Below are 18,020 nucleotides of genomic sequence, written 5' to 3'. Positions count from 1 at the left end.
TCAGGCGACGAAGCGGGCATTGCCGGCGCAGCGTCAGGCGATTTTCAGCGCGGCCGATATTTCCGATAGGGTCGCTTTCTCCGCTTCGCTGACGGCGACACCGCCGAAACCCAGGAATCCACCTTCCTTGGCGGCTTCCGCTACGCGCTGGCTGATCTGATACAGCCATGCGGCGAAGGCGCTGGCATCATCCGGAGCCTTGGTTTCGACGACCGTTCGCGCCTGCTGCAACGTTTCGATGCATCTGGCCTTCATGTCCTCAGGCTTGGAGCCTTTCAGTTTCGCCTGCAGGCCGTCGCGTGCCGTCGTTCGTCCTACCGAGGTTTCGAAGTCGGCGACGAGCGCTTTGACGAGCGGATTGGCCGCGGCATCGTTTTTGCCTGCAGCAGGGCGCGGCTGTTGGCGAGGCCCTCCTTGAGCATGCCCCACAGGCCGCTCGGCTCCGCCGCGGTCACGGCTATGCCCGCCATCATCACGCTCTCCAGAAGCAACGTCCATTCCTCCGGGGTGAATGCCGATTTGTCAGCCATGGCTGACCCTCCTTCGTTCGATTTCGTGTTCATGACAGTCGTTGCCGATCCACGCGGCGCGCCGAGTGCCGACGGTTTCTCGAAACATCAGGTCGACAGGGCCGTCAGCTTCGTCTTCAATGCATCGATAGTGGGTTTCAGAATGTCCGAAACGCCGGGGATGGCCAAAACCTTGTCGAACAGCCCATTGAGCGTGGGCATCATCGGCGTGATCAGGGCCGTGAGGGCTGCCTTCTGCCCGGCTGAGAGTTGCCCGGCCACACCGCTGACCTTGTCGAGCTGGCTCGAGACATCCTCCAGCTTCGGCAAGGCCGCCGTGGCGGAGGCCGCATCGGTAACGCCCGTCAGCGCTGTCTGCAGGCTGGCCATGCCGTCCTTGACCTGCTGGCCGACATCGACCCCGCCGACCGTCAAGCTCTGCTCAGGCGTGCCGGCCTGGGGTGCGACCGGTTCCTTTGGCCTGCCGAACAGGTAGAAAAGCACGCCGGCAATCACCAGGGCGGCAATCACCCAATAAAGCCAGTTGCGCGACGAGGCTGGCGCGGCGGCCGCTGCTGCCGCTGCGCGTTGGCCGGCACCACCGACTGCGGAGGCCGAAGCGGCAGCGCTGCGGGTCGCTTGGCTGGCAGAGGCTGCAGCGGTTTGTGCCGGAGCGCCGAGCGAGCCGAGCAGGCCGGTGCCGCCGAGCAGGTCTCTGACGCCGGATGGCAATGCGGCGGCGATATTGTCCTTCTGGCTGGCGAGCAGACCGGCGATGCCGTTGGCGCTCAGGTCGCCTCCGCTCTGCTGGGCGAGGCCGCCCATGACCAGCGGAGCAAGCGTTGCCAGCAGCGAGCCGCTCGCCCTTTGATCCATGCCGGAAACCCCGCCTATGGCCGTTGCCAGCGCACTGCCGTCCTTGGCGCCAAACAGCGATGAGATGATCTGTGAGCCGTTTTGGGCAAGCGAAACCTGGTCGCCACCCGCCAGCATTCCCATGAGATTGTCGAGCGAGCCGCTCTGTTGTTTGGCGCTGTCGGCGATCTTTTGCGCGCCGCCCGGCTGCGCGGCGACGCCGGTCAGGCCCGCCAGAATTGCCGGTACGGCAGCGGCGACGGCGCTCTGCACCTTGCTGCTATCCAGGCCAAGCACTGAAGCGATGCGCGCGATCATGTCAGGGGTAAGCATCTGCGCGATGTAGGAAACAAGATTGCTGGCCATTGGCTTTTCCTCCACGTTGATGTCGTCGAACAACGACTCTGGTCATCGAGCGGGGCTCGACGGCGCGGCAATTGGCTGCAAGCAATTCGCGTTTAACTGATTATCGACTGCGAGATTTGTTCGCCAGGAACTCTACAGCGCCGCGCGTCTTGTTAGATGCGCAAAGGTCGCTGCAACACTTTGAATTGCTGCATGTTTTTAACCTTAAATCGAATTCGATTTAAGGAAACATGCAGTAGGCGCAGAAATACTAGCACCTGTAGGTGTATTGCGCCAGTTCGCAACAACCTTCGGAAATAAGCGTGTTGTGTCGCTTGTCGCCCACCCGGGCCTTGCCTCGCCTCTCCCGTTTGTCCGTCTTCTCCTTCTCTTAGAGGGCGGCCCGGACGATGCGCCGGAACATTTCTGTGCCGGATTCAGGCGTGATGACCGCCGCCTATGGACGGCATGTGCGAACGTTCCGGGAACTGAAACGCGCTGCTCAAGCGAGCCTCGACGGCCGGGAGTGATCTCGTGTCTACTGCATGTTTCCTTAAATCGAATTCGATTTAAGGAAACATGCAGTAATTCAGAGTGCTACAGCGACATTTGCGCGTGTAATAAAGACGCGCGGCGCTGTAGTCCAGGGATACCGCTGCGATGACGATGTCACTCTTCATGCGTGCGCAGCCACGCCTCCAGCCCGGCAATCACCGCGAGCCTCAGGCTTGCGTTCTTGGCAAGCGCTCGGGCAAGGGACTGTCCATCGGACAAAAAACCCATCTCGTGCATGACGTCGTCGGGCTTCAGGCGTTGCTTTGCCATGATCGCCTTGATCCGGGTGATCGTGGAGGGAAACAGGTAACGTCCGCTGGCGATGGGGGCACCTGCGGGTATGGGAGAAGGCACGGCGGCCGTGGGCGGAACTGGAGTGGCAACAGGCAACACGCCTGATATCGCCAGCCAGGTCAGGAAGCCGTCGCGCTCGCCAGGGGTGGCCTTTGCCCACGAATTCTTGAGTTTCTCAAGGCGGGTCCGCTGCGGCTTCAGGCCGGCGATGACGAGAGCCTTGCGAAGCGAGGAGATCCTGCCGGTGAGCACATCACTGTGGATGTCCGGGAACTCGGCCTTCAACCGCTGCTCATAATGGGCGTTATCGCGCTTCGGCTTTTTCGACATTTTCAGTTCCGACGTTCATCTCCTGCGTCCTCTAGCGCGCCGCGCGGGCGAGGGCGAGTAAAAAGGCGATGCCGCCAAGCCGCGTATATCGGGCCACTTGTTTCGAGAGGCCGAGCCCGATGCCAAGCCGCGACCAGAGCGTCATGCAAAGCTCTGCCCGTCAAGCTTTGCACAAGTCGGGCTTTATACCATCGCGCCAAGAGCCGGGATGTGACACGGCGAACAAAGGACGATGATATGTCAAGCGATATCGAGCATTATACCGATCCGCAGGATTCGGCCGTTGCCCTCTACCTCACGAACAATGACGGCGAAGAGCTAACCAATGTGCTGGTCGCAGCACTCGAGGATGCGTTCCGCATCCTTCGCGACGAGGTTTCCGGCGAAACGATGCACTGAGGCGAGACGGCGAGGCCCAGTTCGCTATGCAAGCACAGGCGTGGGCTTTGCAACTGGCCGCCAACTGCAAAGCCGTTCGGTTCGCTGGCCAGGCTTCATATATACGATACGGGCGCCCTCGCGTGAGCGCCCTCAACTGATTATGTGCCGGGGTTTGGTTCGGGTCGAACCGGACGCATCACCTTTCCCGTAACAGCGCCTCGACCGAGGCCGCTACCGCCAGCAGCGTCCCGTCCGTTCCGTTCCTGCCCACCAACATCAGGCCAGCCGGGCGGGTCGGCCCCGGCATCGGCAAGGTTATGGCCGTGAGATCGAACTGGTTTGCGACCTGGCAGTTGCGCAAGAGCAAGCCCTCGACGCGATCATATTCTGCCTCATTCGCCTCCACGGAGGCGATCGGCACTGCGGCGATCGGCGTCGTCGGCAAGACGATGAGATCGTAGGCGGAGAGCCGATCGTCCATGGCACTTGCTAGGCCTGCTCTCGTTTCCAACAGCGCATCTAGTGCTGCCTGCGGCGTCAGCAAACGACGTCGAAGCGTCGATGAAACCCTGATGTCGACCGGTGCGTCGTGATCCGAAAGCCAGTCGGCATGCAGACGGCTCGCCTCGAGGCCGGCGATCGAGCCGATCGCGGTCGCCTTCTTCAACCGGTCGATAAGGTCGTCGATACCGCAATCGACAAGGTCGGCGCCCGCAGCAGTGAGGCGGTCGAGACATGCCGTAAAGTGTGTGGCTATTTCGGTTGAGAGCGCGGCCAGGAGCTGGCCGCGTGGCACGCCGATCCGCAGGCCGGCAATCGGCTGGGGAACAAGCGCTGTTACCGGCTCGCCGGCCATGACGGCATCGACAGCTGCGCAGTCGCTGACCGTGTGGGCGAGCGGCCCGATAGAATCGAGACTCGGGGCAAGCGGGAAGGCGCCGTCGAGGGACACGCGGCTGGCGGTCGGTTTGAAACCGACGAGGCCGTTCAGCGCCGCCGGGATGCGCACGGAACCGCCGGTGTCGGAGCCGATGGCGATATCGCAGGTGCCTTCCGCCGCCGACACGGCCGCGCCCGAGGACGAGCCGCCGGGGATCAGGCTTTCATCGGTCGCGTTGCCGGGAACCGGATAATGGGGATTGAGGCCGACCGCGGTGAAGGCGAATTCGGTCATATGGGTCTTGCCGACGATCACGGCGCCGGCGGCGCGCAATCTCCTGACCACGACGGCGTCCTGTTGCGGCACGGCTGCCGTGCGCTTGATGATCGAGCCGGCGAGCGTCGGTTCTCCGGCAACGTCGAAAAGATCCTTGATCGAAACGATCTTGCCGTCGAGCGGTCCGAGCGTGGCGCCGGCCTGAAGGCGGCGGTCGGCGGCATCGGCCTCGATGCGGGCGCTGTCGGCATAGAGCTTGACATAGGTCTTCTCGTTCTCCCGACGGGCATCGAGCCGGCTCAGGATCTGTTCGAGGTGATCACGCACGGGAGTGTTCGAATGGGACACGATAAGGAACCTGCCGATATCTGACGTCGCCGGGCGGCGAGCTGAAGCGTTTCGTCCGTAGCGCAGCAAGGGGGGCCGCGGCCGCGGACGAGATTCTTCATAGCAGGGCTTGCGGCAAATGCCATGAGGTTGCACCCGCCGCACCGCCTCCATGCAAGTGGATATTCAGCAGGGTTTATGCGCGCAGAGAATGAACCGACGATAGACGAAAGTGCGCAGGCAGTTTCGCAGGTTTGCAGATTTGCGCTGTGCGGCGGCGATCGATTGGTGCGAGGCGCGTTCGATGGTCTCGAAGCCGGCAGCCTTCGATCCCTGGCGGATCGCCCAGGTCGAGAAACGTCCGACTGCCTTCGGCCCGGCCCAGTCGCCGTCGAAGACGAGCCACCTTCGAAGGCCCTGTATTCACCGAATTGTCGCGAAACCGTTCAAATAGTTTCACGCCACTGTTAAGTCGCTGACATACGAACAGCTAAAGGTCCGGCACGCGAAATCCGCTTTCGCAGGGCTCGAACCGGAGGCTTGTTTGGCCGAAATCCTCACCACGCTGTCCCGCCGTTCCTTCCTTCTGTCTGCCGGTGCTGCCGGCCTCGTTGCGTCCTCCGGTCTTGCAACACCGTTCTATGCCCGCGGCTACGGCCGTCCGGAATTCATCCACGGGGTGCAGTCGGGCGATGTCGACACGAGTTCCGGCATGGTGTGGACGCGGGTCGACAGGCCGTCGCGGGTGACGCTCGACTATTCGACGACCGAAAGCTTTTCCAATCCGGTTCGTCTCGCCGAACTCACCGCAACACCGCAGACGGATTGTGCGGTCAAATGCGCGCTGGAGGATCTGCTTCCGGACCAGGACATCTTCTATCGGTTCACCGCGACCGATCTTTACGACATCAACCGGGTGTCCGAGCCGGTCGTCGGGCGGTTTCGCACCGCGCCGTTGCGCAAGCGCTCGGTCCGCTTCGTCTGGTCCGGCGACACGGCCGGCCAGGGTTGGGGCATCGACGATGTCGGCATGAAGACCTATTCGACCATGCGCCTGCACGAGCCGGACTTCTTCATCCATTCCGGCGACACGATCTACGCCGACAATCCCATTCCCGACGAGATAGCCTTGCGCGACGGCGGCATCTGGAAGAACCGGGTGGTGACGCATGAGAAGCGCGATGTGGCGCGCACGCTCGAGGAATATCGCGGCCAGTGGAAGTATAATCTGCTCGACAACCATGTGCGTGAACTCAACGCCGTCTGCCCGACCTTCTATCAGTGGGACGATCACGAGGTCCTGAACAACTGGTCGGCCTCGACAGACCTCAGCGACGATCCGCGCTATCCGGAAAAGGACGTTGCGGTCTACGCCGCGCGCGCGGGGCGCGCTTTTAACGAGATGACGCCGGTCCGCACGCCGCCGACGCAGCCCGGCCGCATCTTCCGCAAGATTGCCTACGGTCCGCTGCTCGATGTCTTCTTCGTCGACCTTCGGTCCTATCGCGGCCCCAACCAGGGGGAGGGTGATGGTGGCCTGTTCGGCTGGCGCCAGGCGGACTGGCTGAAGCGGGAGCTTGCCGCGTCGCGCGCCGTCTGGAAGGTGATCGCCTGCGATATGCCTGTTGGTCTCGTCGTCTGGGACGATTATGCCAACCGGCGTGGTTCCGATGCAATCGCCAATGGCGACAATGGTCCACCGACGGGTCGCGAAACCGAGTTTGCCGAGCTGCTCCGCTTCATCAGGGACAATGCCATCGACAACCTCGTGTGGCTGACGGCGGATGTGCATTATACGGCCGCGCATCACTACGATCCGTCGCGGGCGGCCTTCAAGGATTTCCTGCCATTCTGGGAGTTCGTTTCCGGTCCCTTGCATTCCGGTACCTATGGTCCGAAGGAGCTGGACATGACGTTCGGCCCGGACGTGCGCTTCATCAAGGCGTCCGGTGGAGGTGTGGACAGCAACCTGCCTCCATCAGCCGGGCTGCAGTTCTTCGGCATCGTCGATATCAACGGCCAGACCAAGCAGATGACCGTGCGGCTGATGGATCGGCAGGACCAGGAATTGTGGCGCGTGACGCTCGACCCGGCCGCCGTCGCATGAGCGTTTTGGCTTTGGTTGAACCCTTTCCAAACCCGGTTGGCGCGACCCTTTCCGGTTGCAAACCCATGGCCTGTCGGGACTTCGGAGCCGGGCTCTTGCGCGCGCCCCCCTTTCGCAATCGCAAAAAAACCTGTATGAGCCCGACCATTGAAAAAGCGGCGTGGCCCATTGGGGCGTGCCCTAAACCTTCCGAGACGAAAAATGAGCATTCGTAACATCGCGATTATCGCGCACGTCGACCATGGGAAAACGACCCTTGTCGACGAGCTTCTGAAGCAGTCGGGCTCGTTCCGCGAAAACCAGCGCGTTGCCGAACGCGTCATGGACTCCAACGACATCGAAAAAGAGCGCGGCATCACCATTCTTGCCAAGGCGACGTCGGTCGAGTGGAAGGGTGTGCGCATCAACATCGTCGACACCCCCGGCCACGCCGACTTCGGCGGTGAAGTCGAACGCATCCTGTCGATGGTGGACGGCGCCATCGTTCTCGTCGACGCCTCCGAAGGCCCGATGCCGCAGACGAAGTTCGTCGTCGGCAAGGCGCTGAAGGTCGGCCTGAAGCCGATCGTCGCGATCAACAAGATCGACCGTCCTGATGGACGCCACGAAGAAGTCATCAACGAAGTCTTCGACCTCTTTGCGAACCTCGACGCCACCGACGAGCAGCTCGACTTCCCGATCCTCTACGGTTCGGGTCGTGAAGGCTGGATGAACGTCGCGCCTGAAGGCCCGAAGGACCAGGGCATGGCACCGCTTCTCGACCTCGTGCTCAAGCACGTTCCCGAGCCGACGGTCGGCGAGGGCCCGTTCCGCATGATCGGCACGATCCTGGAAGCAAACCCCTTCCTCGGCCGTATCATCACCGGCCGCATCCATTCGGGTTCGCTGAAGCCGAACCAGCCGGTCAAGGTTCTCGGCCAGGACGGCAAGCTGCTTGAAAACGGCCGTATCTCGAAGATCCTCGCATTCCGCGGCATCGAGCGTCAGCCGATCGAAGAAGCCCATGCAGGCGACATCGTCGCGATCGCCGGCCTGACCAAGGGCACCGTCGCCGACACCTTCTGCGACCCGTCGGTCTCCGAAGCGCTGACCGCACAGCCGATCGACCCGCCAACCGTCACCATGTCCTTCATCGTCAACGACAGCCCGCTTGCCGGCACCGAAGGCGACAAGGTGACGAGCCGCGTCATCCGCGACCGTCTGTTCAAGGAAGCCGAAGGCAACGTCGCGCTGAAGATCGAGGAATCCTCCGAGAAGGATTCGTTCTTCGTCTCCGGTCGTGGCGAATTGCAGCTCGCGGTTCTGATCGAAACCATGCGCCGCGAAGGTTTCGAACTCGCCGTCTCGCGTCCGCGCGTCGTCATGCACAAGGATGAGAACGGCCAGCTGCTCGAGCCGATCGAAGAAGTGGTCATCGACGTCGACGAAGAGCATTCCGGCGTCGTCGTTCAGAAGATGTCCGAACGCAAGGCCGAGATGGTCGAGCTTCGTCCGTCCGGCGGCAATCGCGTCCGGCTGGTGTTCTTCGCACCGACCCGTGGCCTGATCGGCTACCAGTCGGAACTGCTGACGGATACGCGCGGCACAGCGGTCATGAACCGTCTGTTCCACGCCTACCAGCAGTACAAGGGTGAGATCGGCGGCCGCGTCAACGGCGTGCTGCTCTCCAACGACGCCGGCGAATCGGTCGCCTACGCCATGTTCAACCTGGAAGACCGCGGCCCGATGATCATCGAAGCCGGCGAGAAGGTCTATGCCGGCATGATCATCGGCATCCACACGCGCGACAACGACCTGGAAGTCAACGTGTTGAAGGGCAAGAAGCTCACCAACATGCGTGCATCCGGCAAGGACGAAGCCGTCAAGCTGACGCCGCCGATCCGCATGACGCTCGAGCGCGCGCTGTCCTGGATCCAGGACGACGAGCTGGTCGAAGTCACGCCGAAGTCGATCCGTCTGCGCAAGATGTACCTCGACTCGAACGACCGTAAGCGCTTCGAGAAGTCGCGTACGGCTGGCGCCGCTTAAGCGCCCACCGACAAAAGCGAGCGATTAGCGAAACCCCGGAGCAATCCGGGGTTTTTTGCTGTGTGTGCCAGCGGGGGGCGGCTTGCGGATAAAGTTAAAAAGGCGTTAACCTTCCATGGGATGCCGTTAAAGTTGCCTGTGGGTTAACGCGACGCGGCCCCCGGGTGGGATTCCTGTTCGCCCTGTGTGCGTTTAGAGTCGTGAGTCATGAAGACTGTTTCGATCGAGGTCAGGCCTGGAGAACCGCAAGAGGCGTCGGCGATTGCCGACGTGCATCGCGTTTCGTGGCTACAAGCCTATGGCGGCATCATTCCGCACCGCCCCCTGGTCCAGATGGTCAATCGTCGAGACGAGGTCTGGTGGCGCAAGGCGACGCGGGGTCCGGCGACCTTGCTGGTCGTCGACGTGGCCGGAACGATTGCCGGCTATGCGACCCTCGGCCTCAGCCGCGCCAAGGCGCTGCCGCAGGAAGGCGAAATCTACGAGATCTACCTGCGGCCGGAATATCAGGGCATCGGCCTTGGACGGGTTCTCTTCGGCGAAGCCAAGAGCCTGCTGCGGTCGCTCGGCTGCAGGGGACTGGTCGTCTGGTGCCTCGAAGACAGCGATAACGCCTATCAGTTCTTCCAGGGGGCTGGCGGCAGCGATATCGCCGAGGGCATGGAAGATTTCGGCGACAAGCACCTCAAGAAGATCGGCTTTGCCTGGAACTGACGCCTGCTTGCGTCTGACCTCGATGTCACCTCCTGCATAATTCCTTAAATCGGATCCGATTTAAGGACAAAATTATGCAGCAAATTTAAAGCGCTACAGCGTCCTTTGCGCCTCCTATTTGACGCGCGGCGCGGTAGGCAATTGGTGACGCGACCCGCTCGCCTTCTCACCGCGCTTGCCATGGTAGGCTGCTTCGTCGATACCGCACCGGAACCCCGGGGCAATGTCGTCGGCGATCTTGCGGGCGAGCGTGTTCGGATCCGGATTGGCGAGTGCATCGACATAGCCGGCGACGCAGCCGATCCCGTCTTCCTTCTGCGCAACCTTTGAGATCACCAGGACCTGGCCGTCATAGGCCGAGTTGCCTTCGCCGGTTTTCGGATCGCCGTTCTCGATCACCCAGCGCAGGATGGCCGATACCGGCACCTTGTCCTTGTTCAGGCGCCACTCCACCATCGTGCCGGCGTGGTTGAAGGGGCCGAAGGTTTCGAAACCTTCCTTCAGGTATCGCGCATTCAGATGCCCGAAGAAGAAGCTTTGCCGGATATCGGATTCCTTGAAGTGGGCGGGGTAGCCGTCAGGGCCAGGACAGGTCATCGACATGAAGATGCCTTCGACTTCCTCCACAATAGTGCACTTGTCGCGGCTGACATCCGAATAGACGCTGTCGTTGGCCAGAACCGGCGTGGCGGCAAGTGCTGCAGCAAGGAAACATGCGGCCTTTGCGGTCATCCAAAATCCCTCCTTACGAGAAATCCTCTGATGCAATCAACTTCAGGTCACGGCGGGTTGGCAAGGTGAATCTGCACTCCGGACGAAAGTTATGTTGCATCGCGGCATGTTTCCCTTTATCCGACGGGCAAATTTCTCAACCGACCCTGGGAGTATTCCATGCGTATCGATGCGATTTCCATCGGAAAGAATCCACCGGAAGATGTCAACGTCATCGTTGAAGTTCCTGTTGGCGGCCATCCGATCAAGTACGAGATGGACAAGGAAGCCGGCACGCTCGTCGTCGACCGTTTCCTCTACACGCCGATGACCTATCCGGGGAACTACGGCTTCGTGCCGCACACGCTTTCCGATGATGGCGATCCGATCGACGTTCTGATCTGCAACACCCGTCCGCTCGTTCCGGGCTGCGTCATCAACGTCCGCCCGATCGGCGTGATGATGATGGAAGACAATTCCGGCCAGGACGAAAAGATCATCGCGGTTCCGTCGGGTCACCTGACGCAGCGCTACGACAAGGTGCATGAATACACCGACCTGCCGGAAATCACGCTCAAGCAGATCGAGCACTTCTTCGAGCACTACAAAGATCTGGAGCCCGGCAAGTGGGTCAAGATTTTCGGCTGGAAGGATGCCTCCGTCGCCAAGCAACTGATCAAGGAAGCGGTCGAGCGCGCCAAGGGCGAAAAGAAGTAAGCATCTGGCTATTTGCCGACCAGTTCGGCAAGCCGTTTCAAAACATCCTCCGGGTCGGCGTCGATCCGGAGGATTTTTTTGCGCTGCGTTTCGCCTGAGATGAAGGAAATGCGGTTCTTGGCGACGCCGATCTCTTTGGCGAGGACGGCGATCAGGGCCTGGTTGGCCTTGCCCTTTTCCGGAATGGCGCGCACGCGGACCTTGAGATGGTCCTGCCCGTCGGCGCCGCTCTCCACCCCATCGATCCCGTCGCGTCCGCCGTTCGGTGTCAGTCGAACGGTGACGCGCACGTGATCTCCGTGGGCGGTGAACGCTTGCTGCGTCAATGGATCAGCGCAGGAGCGCCGGCGCGATCGTCGTGTTCAGGAAAAGCTGGATGAAATAGAGGATCACCAGCACGACCAGCGGCGAAAGGTCGACGCCGCCCATATTGGGCAGGACCCGGCGGATCGGACGATAGAGCGGCTCGGTCAGCTGGTAGAGCGAGCGGCCGATCATGTTGATCGCCTGGTTGTTCACGTTGATGACGTTGAACGCATAGAGCCACGAAAAGATGGCTGACGCGATGATCAGAAACCACGCGATGTTGATAATAAAGTTCAAGGTGCCGATGACAGCAATCATGCCGGTCTCCAAATCGTTATTGACAGACATGTAGACATTGAGACCTAAACGAGCAAGTACGCCGATTTACCGTGCGCGATCATGTTTAATGCGGATCGGACAAAGATCGGTACCATCGAGGAGCGTTTCCCCTATGTCTGCCGTTCATACCACCCACCGTTTTGCCGCCTTCGGGCATGTCGGTTATCGCCGCTATTTCTTCTCGCGCTTCCTTGCCTACTTTGCCATTCAGATCATTTCAGTCGCGGTCGGTTGGCAGATCTACGACCTGACGCGCGATCCGTTCGACCTCGGGCTTATCGGGCTCTTCCAGTTCCTGCCGTCGCTGGTGCTGATTCTGGTCACGGGGTCAGTTGCCGATCGCTATAACCGGCGCATGATCATGGGCATCTGCATGGCCGTCAGCACGCTGTGTGCCGTGGCGCTGCTCACGTTGACGGTCACGGGGCTTTTCTCGCCCTGGCCTGTTTATGCGATCCTGGTCGTCTTCGGCATCGAGCGGGCGTTTCTCGCCCCCGCCTCGCAGTCGCTGGCACCCAATCTCGTCCCGCCCGAAGATCTACCCAATGCGATCGCCTGGAATTCGACCTCGTGGCAGACGGCGATGATCGTCGGTCCGGTTGCAGGCGGCCTGATCTATGGCTTCGGCTCCGTTGCGCCCTATGCCGTCGGCGTCTGCTTCTTCGCCGCCGCGGCGCTGATGGTGTTTGCCATCCCCAAGCCGGCGGCGCGCTCCAAGGCACCGGTGCAGAGCTGGGAAACGATCACAGCCGGTTTCCGCTATATCAAGGCGGAGAAGGTGGTGCTCGGTGCGATCTCGCTCGATCTGTTCGCGGTGCTGCTCGGCGGCGCTGTCGCGCTGATGCCGGTCTTTGCCCGCGATATCCTTGATCTTGGCCCATGGGGCCTAGGCTTGCTGCGCGCCGCCCCCGGCGTTGGCGCCGTCGGCATGGCGGTGTGGCTTGCCGCCCACCCCATTCGCCACCGCGCCGGCTTTTACATGTTCACCGGCGTCGCGCTCTTCGGCCTCGGCACCGTCGTCTTCGGCCTGTCGGCAACGCCATGGATATCGATCGCTGCACTGGTGGTCATGGGCGCTGCCGACATGATTTCGGTCTATGTACGCGAGATCCTGATCACGCTGTGGACGCCGGACGAGCTGCGCGGCCGCGTCAATGCCGTCAACATGGTGTTCGTCGGCGCCTCCAACGAGCTCGGCGAGTTCCGGGCCGGCATGATGGCATCCGGCTTTGGCGCAATCTTTGCCGTCGCTTTCGGCGGCGCAGGCACGTTGCTGGTGTCAGCGCTCTGGGCGCTCGGCTTCCCGCAGTTGCGCAAGATCGACACGCTCGACGTGCCGGAGCATCATCGTTAGAGCCTTTCCAGGAAATGCGCGGGTTCGAGCTGCAAAGCTTGGCGTCAGGCCGCCTGCCTGGAGCCCGCCTGCACGAAAATGAGATCGAGGAAATTTTCCATCCAGGTGCGCAACGGCGCATCGTGCTGCATGCGCCCGTCGAGATGGGCCTTGCCCATCTGGGCGCCGGGCAGTTCGAAGCGGTGCGCGCCGTGCACCACCCATCGATGCATCATCGCGCGCGTCAGCTCGCCATGGAACTGGATGCCCCAGGCGTTTTCGCCATAGCGGAAGGCCTGGTTCGGATAGGTTTCGCCGGTTGCCAGCAACTCGGCACCTGCAGGCAGATCGAACCCCTCGCGATGGAAGTGATAGACCATGTCAGGCCAGTCCATCAGTGCCCGCCCGGCGTCGGTGGCGACCAGCGGGTACCAGCCGATTTCCGTCATGCCTTCATGATGCGGCGCGACCTTGCCGCCAAGGTTGCGCGCCAGCATCTGCGCGCCCAGGCAGATGCCGAGATAGGGCTTGTTTTCCTTGAGCGGCACCGATAGCCAGTCGATCTCGCGGCGGACGAAATCCTCCTCGTCATTGGCGCTCATCGGCCCGCCGAAGATGATCGTGCCGCCGTGGTGCTCGAGCGTCGGTGGCAGCTCGTCGCCAAGCGCCGGACGACGGATGTCGAGGGAAAAACCCTTCTGCGCGAGGATCTGGCCAACACGGCCGGCGCTCGATCGCTCCTGGTGCAGGACGATGAGGATGGGCTTCCTGTCGGTCTCGGCGGCTATCGGCATTTCAGCTTTCCTGTTGCGGTTCGCCTTCTTCCGCCGCATCGATCCTGGCCGCGACCTCCCGTCGCTTCAAAACCCGGTCCCGCCCGGAGACGCCGAGTAGATCGGCGATCCGCCAGATCACGTGATCTTCCATCTCGCTGCGCTCGCCATCGGCGTAGACGACCTCCCAGAGCATGCCGATCAATTCGATGCGCTGCTCTTCGGAGAGGTGGCGCTTCACTTCGGCGGTGAACTGATAGAAGTCGATGGCCTCGCTTTCGGCGGACTTGCCGGCTTCGACAAGCGCGTCGAGTGCTGCATCGTCGAGTTCATAGTGCTGCTTGATGATGGCGCGCATCTTGCGCTGCTCGGAGGCGAGGATCTTGCCGTCCGCCTCCATCACCTGAATGCAGAGCGCGATGACCGCCACGCGCGGATCACCCCTCTCGATCCGCGTCGTCGGGCCGGTCAGGCCCTCAAGAAACGTCCGGAAGCGTTCAAACATGTTTTCGCCCACAGCCCCTCAAAACTCAGAACAATCGGAAAGTGGTCTTTTCCGACACTTTTTTGCCGACAGCCGGTTCCCGCACGCCGGGATCATCCGGAGGACGGCCGAAGAACGGGTCGGCGACCGGCTCGCCATTGGAGGCGCCGTCCTTCTCGCGTGTCCTCTCGACGATCGGGGCAGGTCTTTTCGTTTCCACCACCTTGATCGGCTCGGCGCGCTCGCGCGGCGTCTCGGCTGCGGCTTCGATGATCACGGGCGTATCGACGACCGGTTTGGCCGGAGCCGTGCCGTGGCCTACGGGATGGTGCTCAGCCATGACAGGGGGCAGGCTGCGGATCGCTTCATCGGCGCTCAGGTGGCCATCCTCGACCTGTGCGGCCAGTTGCAGGGCCGGTGCCTTCCATTCGAAGGCGTCGAGCCGTCCGCTGACCGGCGAGACCGGTAGCCAGGTCGGGGAAGTCACGCCGTCGGCCGTCCAGGCCGGATCGCGCGGGCTCTTCAGGGCCTGGGCCATCCAGTGGCGGATGCGACCCTCGTCCCCGGTGTCGGCCTCCTCGATATCTGCAAGCAGCAGAAAGATGCTTTCGGTCGGCTCCAGCCGGGCTGCGGCCTCCGCCTTGGTGCGGGCAAGCAGAAGCTCGCGCGCCTCGAGTGCTGCTTCGGCGACGGCTGCCATGGCCACCGCGTTGTTCGGGCGCAGCGATTCGAGTTTTCTCGCCCGCTTCAGCCGGTCGACCGCCGTGTCGCCGCCGCGTGCCCGCACGTAGAGGCGGGCGACATCGGGATGCGGCTCATGTTTCCAGGCCTTTTCGAGGATCGATGCTCCCTTGCGCAGGTTGTCCTCGCGAAACAGCGCCTTTGCCGCCACCTGTGCGGCGGGCACCAGATTTTCGTCGAGCTTGAGTGCTGCAAGCGCGTCGTCGCGGGCCGCCTTGGCATCGCCGTCGAGGCGCGTCATGGCGCGGGCGGTCAGAAGCACGGCCTTCTTGCGGTCGGCCTCCTTGCGCTCAAGCACATGGGCTGTCCTGCTCTGGTCGAGCAAGCGCAGTGCGTCATCCCATTGTCCGGCCTGGCTCTGGCTGTCGAGCGTTGCCAGTGTCGCCCAGGGCAGGTGCGGCGCTTTTTCGGCTGCCCGCTCGGCATATTGACGCGCCGCCTCGTGTGCGCCGAGGCGTTTGGCTTCGAGATAGAGACCGCGCAGGCCGAGTTCGCGCGTTTCCGGATCGTCGGCCATCAGTTCGAACTTCTTGCGCGCGTCGTCGTATTTGCCTTCGATCAGGAACGTCTGGGCTTCGAGCAGGTGGATCAGCGGTTCCTGATCGGCGCTGATCAGGCCGCGGGTGCGGGCGGTCATCTTGCGCGCCTGGTTGGCGTCGCCGGCGCCGGCGGCGATCAGGCCAGTCGACAGTGCCTGGTAGCCCCTGTCGCGCTTTCGGGCGCGGAAATAGCGGGTGACGGTGTGTGGCGACAGCCAGATGGTGCGCACCAGCCAGATGGCGATCAGCACGGCGGCGACCAGCGAGATCAGCAGCGATGCCGCGCGCATCAGGCTCATTTCGATGAGCTGGCCCTGCCAGACGAGCGACAGTTCGCCCGGCCGATCCGCGAGCCACGCGAAGCCGAGGCCGAGACCCAGAACGATCAGGATGAAGATCAAAATGCGGATCATGTCTGTCTTCCTCAGCCCTGGGTGGTGGACTTGTTCATCGTTGCCGCGACCGCCGCATCGATGATGCCTTCGACCCGGAGACGCTGGTCAAGCTTGACCTTGAACGGTTCACCGGCGGTCTTGGCCGCAGCCGGAAGACCGTCCCATTCCAATGCCGCGCCCTTAAGATCGCCGTTGTTGAGCTTGTCCTCGATGCGGGCGACGACGGCCTCCGGCGTGTCGCCTTCGACGCTGCCGACGGGACGCACGCGAATGCCCGACATGGCGCTGGAGACGAGGCGATCGAAGATGCCCTCGTTCGGGTCCGGCTGATTAAGCGCGTCGAGCATGGTATTGGATGTGGTTGCAAAATCCCGGCGAAGGTCGGCGCGCGTTGCCACGCCCGTCGTCGCATCCTGAGCGAGGGCGGTGACGGCCGTTTCATCAGGGGCGATGCTGCGAAGCGCATCGAGTTCAGCCAGGAACGGCCCGCCACGATCGATCGCGGTCTTAAGCGCGGTGACGGCGACGGCCTTGGCAACCTGGATATCGTTGGCGGGTTCGTTGAGTTTCTGTTCGGCGGAATCGATGCGGCTTGCCAGTTCGGCTCTGGCCGTCGTTGCCGATTGCTGCGCTTCGGCAAGGCCTGATTTCAGCGCGGCGATCTCCTTGGTGAGGTTCGTCACTTCGGCCTTGAGTGCCGTCATCTCGCCGGTCGCCACTCCGCCGGCGCCCGGTTGTGCTGCCGTCTGTTCCAATGCGGCGAGGCGGTTCTCGAGCGGTGCAATGTCGACGGTTGTGGTTGGCGCCTGTATGCCGGCCACCTGATCGCGCAGGGCCTGGATCTCGCTCGAAAGCGTCAGCTCTGTGGAAGACGTGCCGCGGTCGGGGCCGAGCCCCGGCACATAGCCGGCATATTGCAGCACGCCGAAGCCGAGCAGCGTCACCAGGCCGCCGAGGATCCCGGCTGCCAGTGAACCGGAATTGGACGGCGGCTTTTGTACGGGGCTTGCTTCAGGCTCACGGCTTAAATGCGGCGGCTCCTCGTTGAAGGCGGCGGCTGCCGCATCGGCGCGCTGCTCCTCGATTTCCTCTTCGACGCGGGCTTCCGCTGCGCCATCGGCTTCGGGGATTTCGGTCGGTTCATCGGCGGTTGCCGCGGGGTTTGCCGTCGTTTCGGCATTTTCCGTCACGGTCTTTTCCGCTTCAAGGTCGATCGTCAGCGGCTCTTTCTCGGCTTTCGAGCGGCGCGGCGGGTTTTCCGATACCATGGTGACCTCTTACCGTTGTTGCCTGTCGGTTCTTGCAACAAACCTAGTCAGGCTGGCCGGTGAGGGAAAGCCCCCTTGCTTCCGTTTTTGATCGAAATAGCATTAGAGAAGGCTGAAAAGGCTTTCTTCGTCTGGTCTTGCTGCGACCTCGACTGAGGCTCCATCCGGGAGCGCTCCGGCAACGGCGGCGCTGAGGCAGAGATAGCGCGGAGAGAAAGCGGCGGTCTTGAGGCCGGCTTCGACAAGCAGCGCGGCGAAGCGTCGCGCGGTGTCGTGGGAATAGAGCAGCACCGCGTCCGGCCGGCCGGCCGATATCAGGCGCGCCAATATGTCGGGCGGATGGGCGATCGGCTGCATCCGGTAGCATTCGACCGTGACATGCTCGATGCGAAGCTGCCGTAGCGTGGCTTCAAGTCCGTCGGAGCGGGGGGAACCTGCGAGATAGAGGAGGGGCGCCCGCGATGCAGAAAGCGTGGCGGCGATCGTTTCGGCAAGGCTCCTGCCGGTTCCCTCTCCCGTGTGGAGCGAGGTAAAGCCGAGATCGCGCGCCGCCCGGGCCGTCGCTTCGCCGACGCAGAAGCAGGGTTCCGCTTTATAGGGCTCCAGATCGGCGCCAAGTTCGCCCAACGCCCGTACGGCTTCGGCACTGGTCAGCGCGACTGCGGCATGTGGTCTTTCGAGTGCTTTCCGTGCCGCCTCTGGCAAATGTTCCGCCCGCGCCAGCGGCAACAGCAGCGGCTGATGACCCATGACTTCCAGACGGCGGGCCGTAGCCTCGGCGGCGGGCTGCGGCCGGGTCACGAGCAGCCGCAT

19 protein-coding genes are annotated in these 18,020 nt (G+C 62.5%); 6 read left to right on the top strand and 13 right to left on the bottom strand.

Going from position 1 to position 18,020, the window contains the following annotated elements:
• Nucleotides 1–33 precede the first annotated feature (33 nt).
• The 4 genes from ASD03_RS40880 to ASD03_RS33235 form a co-directional block, all read right to left on the bottom strand.
• Nucleotides 34–255 (bottom strand): hypothetical protein, encoded by a 222-nt coding sequence (locus ASD03_RS40880; RefSeq protein ID WP_225906505.1) that lies wholly within the window; start codon nt 253–255, stop codon nt 34–36.
• 59 nt (nt 256–314) lie between these two features.
• The gene (locus tag ASD03_RS40875; protein ID WP_225906506.1) at nt 315–530 is read right to left on the bottom strand and encodes a hypothetical protein; all 216 of its coding nucleotides are present in this window, start codon (nt 528–530) and stop codon (nt 315–317) included.
• 87 nt (nt 531–617) lie between these two features.
• Nucleotides 618–1,730: a DUF937 domain-containing protein gene (locus ASD03_RS33240; RefSeq protein WP_025425117.1), complete on the bottom strand. Its 1,113-nt coding sequence runs from the start codon at nt 1,728–1,730 to the stop codon at nt 618–620.
• Between the two features lie 648 nt (nt 1,731–2,378).
• Nucleotides 2,379–2,888 (bottom strand): hypothetical protein, encoded by a 510-nt coding sequence (locus ASD03_RS33235; RefSeq protein WP_057218348.1) that lies wholly within the window; start codon nt 2,886–2,888, stop codon nt 2,379–2,381.
• 237 nt (nt 2,889–3,125) lie between these two features.
• Here ASD03_RS33235 and ASD03_RS40100 point away from each other — a divergent pair, with 237 nt between their 5' ends.
• Entirely contained in the window at nt 3,126–3,287 is a 162-nt protein-coding gene (locus ASD03_RS40100; protein WP_164474930.1) for a hypothetical protein, read from the top strand.
• A 178-nt stretch (nt 3,288–3,465) separates the two neighbouring features.
• Here the strand turns inward: ASD03_RS40100 and ASD03_RS33230 are convergent, their stop codons facing one another.
• On the bottom strand, nt 3,466–4,773 hold the full coding sequence (locus ASD03_RS33230) for an amidase (protein WP_025425115.1): 1,308 nt from the start codon (nt 4,771–4,773) through the stop codon (nt 3,466–3,468).
• Nucleotides 4,774–5,296: 523 nt separating this feature from the next.
• On the opposite strand from ASD03_RS33230, the gene ASD03_RS33220 reads away from it, so the two are divergent.
• The 3 genes from ASD03_RS33220 to ASD03_RS33210 all read left to right on the top strand — a co-directional run bounded on the left by ASD03_RS33220 (nt 5,297) and on the right by ASD03_RS33210 (nt 9,601).
• A complete protein-coding gene (locus tag ASD03_RS33220) occupies nt 5,297–6,859 on the top strand; it encodes an alkaline phosphatase (RefSeq protein WP_025425113.1) in 1,563 nt (520 codons plus the stop codon).
• A gap of 201 nt (nt 6,860–7,060) precedes the next feature.
• Nucleotides 7,061–8,887 carry a translational GTPase TypA gene (gene typA / locus ASD03_RS33215; RefSeq protein ID WP_025425112.1) on the top strand — a complete coding sequence of 609 codons (1,827 nt, stop codon included), beginning with the start codon at nt 7,061–7,063 and terminating at the stop codon, nt 8,885–8,887.
• 207 nt (nt 8,888–9,094) lie between these two features.
• Nucleotides 9,095–9,601: a GNAT family N-acetyltransferase gene (locus tag ASD03_RS33210; RefSeq protein WP_025425111.1), complete on the top strand. Its 507-nt coding sequence runs from the start codon at nt 9,095–9,097 to the stop codon at nt 9,599–9,601.
• Nucleotides 9,602–9,715: 114 nt separating this feature from the next.
• Here ASD03_RS33210 and ASD03_RS33205 read toward each other — a convergent pair whose 3' ends face one another.
• Nucleotides 9,716–10,333, bottom strand: a complete 618-nt coding sequence (locus ASD03_RS33205) for a hypothetical protein (protein ID WP_025425110.1) — start codon at nt 10,331–10,333, stop codon at nt 9,716–9,718.
• Between the two features lie 159 nt (nt 10,334–10,492).
• On the opposite strand from ASD03_RS33205, the gene ppa reads away from it, so the two are divergent.
• A complete protein-coding gene (gene ppa / locus ASD03_RS33200; RefSeq protein ID WP_025425109.1) occupies nt 10,493–11,029 on the top strand; it encodes an inorganic diphosphatase in 537 nt (178 codons plus the stop codon).
• A gap of 8 nt (nt 11,030–11,037) precedes the next feature.
• Here ppa and ASD03_RS33195 read toward each other — a convergent pair whose 3' ends face one another.
• Nucleotides 11,038–11,355, bottom strand: coding sequence for a DUF167 domain-containing protein (locus ASD03_RS33195; RefSeq protein ID WP_025425108.1), 318 nt, complete (start codon nt 11,353–11,355; stop codon nt 11,038–11,040).
• 4 nt (nt 11,356–11,359) lie between these two features.
• Complete coding sequence (locus tag ASD03_RS33190; protein ID WP_025425107.1) at nt 11,360–11,653, bottom strand: YggT family protein; 294 nt, start codon at nt 11,651–11,653, stop codon at nt 11,360–11,362.
• A 133-nt stretch (nt 11,654–11,786) separates the two neighbouring features.
• Between ASD03_RS33190 and ASD03_RS33185 the strand changes: the two genes are divergently transcribed.
• The gene (locus tag ASD03_RS33185; RefSeq protein ID WP_025425106.1) at nt 11,787–13,028 is read left to right on the top strand and encodes an MFS transporter; all 1,242 of its coding nucleotides are present in this window, start codon (nt 11,787–11,789) and stop codon (nt 13,026–13,028) included.
• A gap of 44 nt (nt 13,029–13,072) precedes the next feature.
• Here the strand turns inward: ASD03_RS33185 and ASD03_RS33180 are convergent, their stop codons facing one another.
• The 5 genes from ASD03_RS33180 to ASD03_RS33160 all read right to left on the bottom strand — a co-directional run bounded on the left by ASD03_RS33180 (nt 13,073) and on the right by ASD03_RS33160 (nt 18,020).
• Entirely contained in the window at nt 13,073–13,801 is a 729-nt protein-coding gene (locus tag ASD03_RS33180) for a glutamine amidotransferase (protein WP_025425105.1), read from the bottom strand.
• 1 nt (nt 13,802) lies between these two features.
• On the bottom strand, nt 13,803–14,285 hold the full coding sequence (locus ASD03_RS33175; protein ID WP_025425104.1) for a TerB family tellurite resistance protein: 483 nt from the start codon (nt 14,283–14,285) through the stop codon (nt 13,803–13,805).
• A gap of 25 nt (nt 14,286–14,310) precedes the next feature.
• Complete coding sequence (locus ASD03_RS33170) at nt 14,311–15,957, bottom strand: heme biosynthesis protein HemY (RefSeq protein WP_025425103.1); 1,647 nt, start codon at nt 15,955–15,957, stop codon at nt 14,311–14,313.
• Between the two features lie 11 nt (nt 15,958–15,968).
• Nucleotides 15,969–17,207 (bottom strand): COG4223 family protein, encoded by a 1,239-nt coding sequence (locus ASD03_RS33165; RefSeq protein ID WP_025425102.1) that lies wholly within the window; start codon nt 17,205–17,207, stop codon nt 15,969–15,971.
• A gap of 102 nt (nt 17,208–17,309) precedes the next feature.
• A complete protein-coding gene (locus tag ASD03_RS33160; RefSeq protein ID WP_025425101.1) occupies nt 17,310–18,020 on the bottom strand; it encodes a uroporphyrinogen-III synthase in 711 nt (236 codons plus the stop codon).

It is taken from the genome of Ensifer sp. Root127 (assembly GCF_001425225.1).
Taxonomy (GTDB): domain Bacteria; phylum Pseudomonadota; class Alphaproteobacteria; order Rhizobiales; family Rhizobiaceae; genus Ensifer; species Ensifer canadensis.
Note: the sequence above shows the minus strand (reverse complement) of the source record. Positions and strands in the feature narration are given on the sequence as shown.

Excerpts from the sequence above, each read along its gene's own strand:
- ASD03_RS40880 (WP_225906505.1), bottom strand. The coding sequence starts at position 255 with ATGAAGGCCAGATGCATCGAAACGTTGCAGCAGGCGCGAACGGTCGTC.
- ASD03_RS33170 (WP_025425103.1), bottom strand. The coding sequence starts at position 15,957 with ATGATCCGCATTTTGATCTTCATCCTGATCGTTCTGGGTCTCGGCCTC.
- ASD03_RS33165 (WP_025425102.1), bottom strand. The coding sequence starts at position 17,207 with ATGGTATCGGAAAACCCGCCGCGCCGCTCGAAAGCCGAGAAAGAGCCG.
- ppa (WP_025425109.1), top strand. The coding sequence starts at position 10,493 with ATGCGTATCGATGCGATTTCCATCGGAAAGAATCCACCGGAAGATGTC.
- ASD03_RS33235 (WP_057218348.1), bottom strand. The coding sequence starts at position 2,888 with ATGTCGAAAAAGCCGAAGCGCGATAACGCCCATTATGAGCAGCGGTTG.
- ASD03_RS33175 (WP_025425104.1), bottom strand. The coding sequence starts at position 14,285 with ATGTTTGAACGCTTCCGGACGTTTCTTGAGGGCCTGACCGGCCCGACG.
- ASD03_RS33205 (WP_025425110.1), bottom strand. The coding sequence starts at position 10,333 with ATGACCGCAAAGGCCGCATGTTTCCTTGCTGCAGCACTTGCCGCCACG.
- ASD03_RS33160 (WP_025425101.1), bottom strand. The coding sequence starts at position 18,020 with ATGCGGCTGCTCGTGACCCGGCCGCAGCCCGCCGCCGAGGCTACGGCC.
- ASD03_RS33240 (WP_025425117.1), bottom strand. The coding sequence starts at position 1,730 with ATGGCCAGCAATCTTGTTTCCTACATCGCGCAGATGCTTACCCCTGAC.
- ASD03_RS33180 (WP_025425105.1), bottom strand. The coding sequence starts at position 13,801 with ATGCCGATAGCCGCCGAGACCGACAGGAAGCCCATCCTCATCGTCCTG.
- ASD03_RS33185 (WP_025425106.1), top strand. The coding sequence starts at position 11,787 with ATGTCTGCCGTTCATACCACCCACCGTTTTGCCGCCTTCGGGCATGTC.
- ASD03_RS40100 (WP_164474930.1), top strand. The coding sequence starts at position 3,126 with ATGTCAAGCGATATCGAGCATTATACCGATCCGCAGGATTCGGCCGTT.
- typA (WP_025425112.1), top strand. The coding sequence starts at position 7,061 with ATGAGCATTCGTAACATCGCGATTATCGCGCACGTCGACCATGGGAAA.
- ASD03_RS33210 (WP_025425111.1), top strand. The coding sequence starts at position 9,095 with ATGAAGACTGTTTCGATCGAGGTCAGGCCTGGAGAACCGCAAGAGGCG.
- ASD03_RS33190 (WP_025425107.1), bottom strand. The coding sequence starts at position 11,653 with ATGATTGCTGTCATCGGCACCTTGAACTTTATTATCAACATCGCGTGG.
- ASD03_RS40875 (WP_225906506.1), bottom strand. The coding sequence starts at position 530 with ATGGCTGACAAATCGGCATTCACCCCGGAGGAATGGACGTTGCTTCTG.